At 69.0% G+C, this 7,437-nt stretch carries 7 protein-coding genes; 3 read left to right on the top strand and 4 right to left on the bottom strand.

Annotated elements, in window-relative coordinates:
* Positions 1-172: 172 nt before the first annotated feature.
* Positions 173-1,261: a 2-oxoacid:ferredoxin oxidoreductase subunit beta gene (locus tag ACFYXB_RS45180; protein WP_389591292.1), complete on the bottom strand. Its 1,089-nt coding sequence runs from the start codon at positions 1,259-1,261 to the stop codon at positions 173-175.
* Positions 1,251-3,137 carry a 2-oxoacid:acceptor oxidoreductase subunit alpha gene (locus tag ACFYXB_RS45175; protein WP_389591290.1) on the bottom strand — a complete coding sequence of 629 codons (1,887 nt, stop codon included), beginning with the start codon at positions 3,135-3,137 and terminating at the stop codon, positions 1,251-1,253. The genes ACFYXB_RS45180 and ACFYXB_RS45175 overlap by 11 nt, the downstream gene beginning before the upstream one ends.
* Before the next feature lie 722 nt (positions 3,138-3,859).
* Between ACFYXB_RS45175 and ACFYXB_RS45170 the strand changes: the two genes are divergently transcribed.
* The 3 genes from ACFYXB_RS45170 to ACFYXB_RS45160 all read left to right on the top strand — a co-directional run bounded on the left by ACFYXB_RS45170 (position 3,860) and on the right by ACFYXB_RS45160 (position 6,496).
* Entirely contained in the window at positions 3,860-4,435 is a 576-nt protein-coding gene (locus ACFYXB_RS45170; RefSeq protein ID WP_389591289.1) for an IS607 family transposase, read from the top strand.
* Entirely contained in the window at positions 4,432-5,883 is a 1,452-nt protein-coding gene (tnpB, locus tag ACFYXB_RS45165) for an IS607 family element RNA-guided endonuclease TnpB (RefSeq protein WP_389591288.1), read from the top strand. Before ACFYXB_RS45170 ends, tnpB begins: the two co-directional genes overlap by 4 nt.
* 76 nt (positions 5,884-5,959) lie before the next feature.
* Positions 5,960-6,496, top strand: a complete 537-nt coding sequence (locus ACFYXB_RS45160) for an alpha/beta fold hydrolase (protein WP_389591286.1) — start codon at positions 5,960-5,962, stop codon at positions 6,494-6,496.
* Here the strand turns inward: ACFYXB_RS45160 and ACFYXB_RS45155 are convergent.
* Positions 6,493-6,762 carry a PqqD family protein gene (locus ACFYXB_RS45155; RefSeq protein WP_389591284.1) on the bottom strand — a complete coding sequence of 90 codons (270 nt, stop codon included), beginning with the start codon at positions 6,760-6,762 and terminating at the stop codon, positions 6,493-6,495. The two genes, ACFYXB_RS45160 and ACFYXB_RS45155, sit on opposite strands and share 4 nt — an antisense overlap.
* On the bottom strand, positions 6,743-7,315 hold the full coding sequence (locus tag ACFYXB_RS45150) for a hypothetical protein (RefSeq protein ID WP_389591282.1): 573 nt from the start codon (positions 7,313-7,315) through the stop codon (positions 6,743-6,745). Before ACFYXB_RS45150 ends, ACFYXB_RS45155 begins: the two co-directional genes overlap by 20 nt.
* Between the last annotated feature and the right edge of the window lie 122 nt (positions 7,316-7,437).

Below are 7,437 nucleotides of genomic sequence, written 5' to 3'. Positions count from 1 at the left end.
TGACCAGGCGTCGGGTCCAAAGCGAATCGGTAGGCATGCGTAACGATCACCCCATCAGCCTACCGACCGCCACCGACAACACCCCGAGCTGCAACCGAAGTTGAAAAACGCTGAGATTCGATGACGAAACCCGCAGCAGTTAGGAACCCCGCCCTTGCGGCGAGGGCCGGCGTCAGCCGACGACGGTCCAGGTGTCGCCCCCGGTCAGCAGTGTGGCCAGGTCACCCTTCCCGTTCTGTTCGATGGCGGTGTCGACCTGGTCGGCCATCTGTGTGTCGTAGACGGGGCGTTCGACGCTGCGGAAGACGCCGATGGGAGTGTGGTGCAGGGTGTCGGGGTCGGCGAGCCGGGAGAGGGCGAAGGCGGTGGTGGGGGAGGCGGAGTGGGCGTCGTGGACCAGGATCTGGTCCCGGTTCTCGTCCGTCACCGGGACCACTGTCAGGTCGCCGGTGGCGGGATCCCGTACGACGCCCTTGGAGCCTCCCCCACTCTCGGATTCGCTCGAGTGGGAGGTGCCCCCACCGCCGAAGGTGATCGGCTGTCCATGCTGGAGGCGGATGACGGCTTCCTCGGCCTGCTGCTTGTCCTTGAGGACTTCGAAGGCGCCGTCGTTGAAGATGTTGCAGTTCTGGTAGATCTCCACCAGCGCGGTGCCCGGGTGGGCGGCGGCCTGGCGCAGTACCTCGGTGAGGTGCCCCCGGTCGGAGTCGACGGTGCGGGCCACGAAGGAGGCTTCGGCGCCGATGGCGAGGGACACCGGGTTGAAGGGCGAGTCCAGCGAGCCCATCGGCGTCGACTTGGTGATCTTGCCGACTTCGGAGGTGGGGGAGTACTGGCCCTTGGTCAGGCCGTAGATCCGGTTGTTGAACAGCAGGATCTTCAGGTTGACGTTGCGGCGCAGGGCGTGGATGAGGTGGTTGCCGCCGATCGACAGCGCGTCCCCGTCGCCCGTGACGACCCACACGGACAGGTCACGTCGGGTGGTCGCCAGGCCCGTCGCGATCGCCGGCGCGCGGCCGTGGATGGAGTGCATCCCGTAGGTGTTCATGTAGTACGGGAAACGGGAGGAGCAGCCGATGCCCGAGACGAAGACGATGTTCTCCTTCGCCAGGCCCAGCTCGGGCATGAAGCCCTGCACCGCGGCCAGGATCGCGTAGTCACCACAGCCCGGGCACCAGCGCACCTCCTGATCCGACTTGAAGTCCTTCATGGACTGCCGGGCCTCCGCCTTCGGCACGAGGGAGAGGGCTTCAAGAGGCATGGGTGATCTCCCTCAGCACGGTGGCGAGTTGCTCGGCCTTGAACGGCGTACCGTTCACCTGGTTGTAGGAGTTGGCGTCGACCAGGTACTTCGCCCGGATCAATGTGGCGAGCTGACCGAGGTTCATCTCGGGAATCACCACCTTGTCGTAGCGGGTGAGGACATCGCCCAGGTTGCGCGGGAACGGGTTGATGTGGCGCAGATGGGCCTGCGCGATGGACTCTCCCGCGGTGCGCAGACGGCGTACGGCGGCGGTGATGGGGCCGTAGGTGGACCCCCAGCCCAGCACCAGCGTGCCCGCCTCGTCCGGGTCGTCGACCTCCACGTCCGGAACCTCGATGCCGTCGATCTTGGCCTGCCGGGTGCGGACCATGAAGTCGTGGTTGGCCGGGTCGTAGGAGATGTTCCCCGTGCCGTCCTCCTTCTCGATCCCGCCGATCCGGTGCTCCAGGCCCGGGGTGCCCGGGATGGCCCAGGGGCGGGCCAGGGTCTGCGGGTCGCGCTTGTACGGCCAGAAGACCTCGGTGCCGTCGTCGAGGGTGTGGTTCGGGCCCTGCGCGAACTGCACCCGCAGGTCCGGCAGTTCCTCCAGATCCGGGATCCGCCACGGCTCGGAGCCGTTGGCCAGGTAGCCGTCCGACAGCAGCATCACGGGCGTGCGGTAGGTGAGCGCGATCCGCGCCGCCTCCAGCGCCGCGTCGAAGCAGTCGGCGGGGGTGCGCGGCGCGATCACCGGCACCGGGGCCTCGCCATTGCGGCCGAACATGGCCTGCAGCAGGTCCGCCTGCTCGGTCTTGGTCGGCAGACCGGTGGAGGGGCCGCCGCGCTGGATGTCGATGATCAGCAGCGGCAACTCCAGCGACACCGCCAGCGCGACCGTCTCCGACTTCAGCGCCACACCCGGCCCCGACGTCGTCGTCACCGCCAGCGAACCGCCGAAGGCCGCACCGAGGGACGCCCCGATCCCGGCGATCTCGTCCTCGGCCTGGAAGGTCCGCACGCCGAAGTTCTTGTGCTTGCTCAGCTCGTGCAGGATGTCGGATGCCGGGGTGATCGGATACGAGCCCAGGAACAGCGGTAGATCCGCCTGCCGCGACGCCGTCACCAGCCCGTAGGCCAGCGCCAGGTTCCCCGAGATGTTCCGGTACGTCCCCATCGGGAACGCCTTCGCTGCCGGCGCCACCTCGTAGGAGACCGCGAATTCCTCCGTCGTCTCGCCGAAGTTCCAGCCCGCCCGGAACGCCGCCAGGTTCGCCTCCGCGATCGCCGGCTTCCCCGCGAACTTCGTCCGCAGGAACTTCTCCGTGCCCTCCGTCGGCCGGTGGTACATCCACGACAGCAGACCCAGCGCGAACATGTTCTTGCTGCGCTCGGCCTCCTTACGACTGAGGTCGAACTCCTTGAGCGCCTGCACCGTCAACGTCGTCAACGGCACCGGATGCAGCCCGTACCCGTCCAGCGACCCGTCATCGAGGGGACTGGCGGCATACCCCACCTTCTGCAACGCCCGCTTCGTGAACTCGTCCGTGTTCACGATGATCTCCGCACCCCGCGGCAGATCCCCGACGTTCGCCTTCAACGCCGCCGGGTTCATCGCCACCAGCACGTTCGGCGCGTCACCGGGCGTGAGGATGTCGTGATCCGCGAAATGCAACTGGAACGACGACACCCCCGGCAACGTCCCGGCAGGAGCCCGGATCTCCGCCGGGAAATTCGGCAGCGTCGACAGGTCGTTGCCGAACGACGCCGTCTCGGACGTGAACCGGTCACCGGTGAGCTGCATACCGTCACCCGAATCCCCCGCAAACCGGATGATCACCCGGTCCAGACGGCGGACGTCCTTCACACCGGACGGCACGCTGGTTTCAACAAGCATGGGAAGTCGGCTCCTGTCAGTCCTTGGTCTCACAGATGGACGCGCCCCGGCAGTGAGAGAGGCGTCGACCTCCGTCAGCATGCAGGTCTTTGCTGGTGTCCGACTTGTGTGCGTTCAGCGGTTGCTCCGTCTCGCGGACCGTGGCCGTGTCTCTCAGGGTCTCCAGAGTCTCGGGGCGTCGGTTGTGCCGTGAGCCGTAGGGGCGGTGTTCTGGGGTGTATCGGCGCGTGGATAGGTGAGTGGTGCGGGGCCATTCTGTGGTGGGTGCAGGGTTTGCGGAGCGGGTGGCCGGGGGTGGGTCGACGAGGCTGTGGTGCGGGCGCGGGCATGATCCGGGACGTCCTCCCCGGGTGGCGGGCGGATCGGCGGTGAACACGGTTTCCGGGAGCGGTACTTCACCTCGGTACCGGGCGCGCGAGTCACAGGCCGAGCATGGCCGGGAGGGTCGACCAGAGCCGACCACCAGGCTCTCCCCCGCGCCGCCACCGGCGTTCCGCCGGGGGCGGGCCGCACCGCTCATGCGGCTGCCTGGGTTGCCGTGTCAGGGTGTTCGGGGAAGAACACCGCCCTGGCCGGCCAGCCCGCGCCCGTGCCTCGCGAACCGGATGGTCACCCGGTCGGGACAGACCTGGCCAGAGGCTGACGAGGCTCGTTGGAGGGGTTCGAACTGCTCCATTATTCATCAGTGAGTATCAGCCTTTCTCAGCGTGTATCGTGATCTCGTGAAGCTTTCCGAGTGGGCGGCACGCAATGGCGTGCACTACCAGACCGCGTGGACCTGGGCGAAAGAGGGCCGTATGCCGGTCCCGGTCGTCCAGACGCCGTCCGGTACGTGGCTGATCGCCGAGCCTGCGACGGAACCGTCAGGCAAGGTCGTGGCGTACTGCCGCGTCTCGTCCGCCGACCAGAAGACCGATCTCGACCGGCAGGTGTCCCGCGTCGTCCAGGGCGCGACCGCGCTGGGCCTGCCGGTCGCCGAGGTCGTCACCGAGATCGGATCCGGCCTCAACGGGCGCCGCCGCAAACTGCACCGGCTCCTGTCCGACCCGGGCGCGGCCGTGATCGTGGTCGAGCACCCTGACCGGCTGGCCCGGTTCGGCGTCGAGCATCTCGAAGCTGTCCTGTCGGCGTCCGGTCGGCGTCTGGTCGTCCTGGACCCCGCCGAGACCGCCGACGACCTGGTGCGCGACATCACTGATGTGCTGACGTCGATGTGCGCGCGCCTGTACGGGCGCCGAGCGGCGAAGAACCGCGCCGCCCGCGCGGTGGCCGTGGCGATGGGCGAGGCCGCCGAGTGAAGAAGTTCCAGCCGCAGCCGGGTTTCGTGGTGCAGGCGTACCGGTACGCGCTCGACCCGAATGCCACCCAGGAAGCCGCGTTGCGCTCGCACTGCGGTGCGGCGCGCGCCGCGTACAACTGGGCGGTCGGCTGGGTGACCGCCTCGTGGTGGCAGCGCACGGCGGAGGAAACCTACGGCGTCCCCGAGACCATGCTGACGCAGTGGCGGCGGTGGTCGCTGCCCGCCCTCAGGAAGGCGTTCAACGCCATCAAGACCACCGATGCGCGGTTCGCGAACTGGTGGGAGGAGAACTCCAAAGAGGCATACAACACCGGCCTGGCCAACGCCGCCGCCGCGTTCGACAACTACGCCAAGTCCAAGCAGGGCAAGCGGCGCGGCAAGAAGGTCGGGACGCCCCGGTTCAAGCCGAAGCGGAAGGCGCGCCTTGCCTGCCGGTTCACCACCGGCACGATCCGCGTCGAGCAGGACGGCCGTCACGTCACCCTGCCCCGACTCGGCACCATGCGGGTGCACGAGCGGGCCGACAGCCTCCGCGACCGCATCACCGCAGGCACGGCACGCATCCTGTCCGCGACCGTCCGGCATGAGCGCGGCCGGTGGTTCGTCGCCTTCCAGGTCGAAGTTGCCCGGGAGATCACCCGCGTCGCCCGCCCGGACACCGCCGTCGGCATTGATCTTGGAGTGAAAACCCTCGCGGTGATGGCCGACAGCCACGGGGAGATCCGCACCGTCTCCAACCCGAAGCACCTCGACGGTGCGCTGAAGCGGCTGCGCCGGGCCTCCCGCGCCGTGTCCCGCCGTCAGGGCCCCGACCGCAGGACCGGCCAGAAAGCGTCGAAGCGGTGGGAGAAGGCCAACGCCCGCCGCAACAAGGTGCACCACCGGGTCGCGAACCTCCGCGCCGACGCCCTGCACAAGCTCACCGCCGCCGTGACGGCCGAGTACGGCACGGTCGTGGTCGAAGACCTCAACGTCGCCGGGATGCTCCGAAACCGGCGCCTCGCGCGCAGGATCGCCGATGCCGGATTCGGCGAGATCCGCCGCCAACTCGCCTACAAGACCCGCCGCAACGGCTGCCGCATCGTGGCCGCCGACCGCTTCTTCCCCTCCTCCAAGACCTGTTCCGGGTGTGGCACAGTGAAAGCCAAGCTGCCGCTGCACGTCCGGACCTACGAATGCGACGCCTGCGGCCTGGTACTCGACCGGGACGACAACGCGGCCCGCAACCTCGCCGCTCTCGCGGCAGCCTGTACGACTGGTACCGGAGTAGCCGGAGACCAGGACACCACCAAGGTGTCCAAGCCCCGTGGAGCCGACCAGAAGACCCGCATCACCCGTCCCCGCCGCAAGACGGGGACGGGGCGGGCAGGTGGCGCAAACCTGCCGCACCAGCGGCAGACGGAAACGGGAGACCGTACTCAAGCCGAAGCCCTCACGCTTTGGTGATGTGACGGACCATCCGGGCCGAAATGCCCGGATTGCCGAGATCCATTGAGGATCGAAGTAACGGATCGACCAGAACGTGTACGACGCGGGCCGCGACGGATCCCCGTACAAGGACCTGCTGGAGCGGCTGCGGGCCGCGGGCCGCAGCAAGCAGGTCGCCGCCGTTGAGGCCATGGGTCCCGATCCGCGCGTCTGGAGCGCGGAGCAGCACGCCCTCTACCACCGCTTCGTGATGGCCACGAACCCGGAGAGCTTCGCCGCGCTGAAGTCGGTGGTGCTGCCGTCGCTGTGGTTCTCGCCGCTGCACTCGCTGCCCGACCTGCCCGCGTTCTTCCAGGGCATGAAGCTGTCGGCGCGGATCTTTCCCGACACCGCCGTCTTCGACGACTGGGCGGACGGTACGCGATTCGAGGTGCCGTTCTTCCTCTTCCAGGGGGCGCACGACCTGGTCACTCCGCCCGGTCGGGCCCGGCGTTTCTTCGACGACGTCGAGGCGCCCGTGAAGCACTTCGAACTGGTCGGGGACGCCGCGCACTTCGCGGCGTACACGCACCCCGACCGGTTCCTCGCCACGCTTGTGGACCGGGTGCGCCCGCAGCTCACCGCGGCTTAGAGGGCCGGCTGGAGCCAGCCGTCGGTGATCAGTTCGCGGGACCAAGCGTCCATCACCGTACGGACCTTGGTGCGGTCGGTGTCCCACAGGTGCGCCAGTGTGTCGACGGCGAGGTCCACGAAGCCGTCGTTGTGACGCAGGGCGAACCACATGGTGGCGGCGAGGGGCGTGCAGCGGAATCCTTCGGTGCGGCCCTTCGCCCGCAGGGCGATCTGACCGTTCGCCAGAGCGGTGCTGGTCACTCCCTCACCCGGTACGACACGCATGGCCTTCTCCTCTCGGCGGGTTCTCGCTCTGTGGGTCCGGCCCGGTGTTGCGGCCGGTGCATCGAGCATCTCCCGGCCGGGGGGAGGGCGGCCATGGGTCTGGGGCGTGGACGGGGGTGGTGCCGGCACCACCGTGCGGGAGGGAGGCAGGCCGAGTACGACAGTGGTGCTCGTGCGGGGTTCGGGCGCGGTGGACCGCCTCGCGGGCCGGCTCCGGCAGGCCCAGCAGGTGCAGGACGGCCGGGGCACTGGTGCCGGGTACGGTCGCCGCTTCGGCGGCTTGCCGGTAGCGCAGCCGGGCCGTGGGCCGGTCGCCGTGTGCCTCGGCGACACGGGCGGGGCCGGCGAGCGTACGCACCCGGTTGTCGATGCTTGTGACCCAGCGGGCGTCCAGGCGCTCGAGTGCCTGCCGGTTGAGGTTTTCCGCCTCGGTGGAGTCGCCTTCCAGCGCGGCAACGTATGCGCCTTCGGCGCCAGGCGCAGTGCGGCGGCCCCGTCCGATGCCTCGCGAGGCGCCGGTCACCAGTGCCGTCCTGCCGGTCGGTTCGCCCATCCCTGTTCTCGGCAGGGGACGCCCGGCCTTCAGCCGGGTGGGGAATGCCGTCCTTGGACCTGCGTTGCGGAGCGACGCAGCGTCGCTCCGCAACGCTGCGCTCCCACCCAGGTGCCCGCAGG

Origin of the sequence: Streptomyces sp. NPDC002619 (assembly GCF_042889305.1) — a bacterium.
GTDB lineage: Bacteria > Actinomycetota > Actinomycetes > Streptomycetales > Streptomycetaceae > Streptomyces.
Note: the sequence above shows the minus strand (reverse complement) of the source record. Positions and strands in the feature narration are given on the sequence as shown.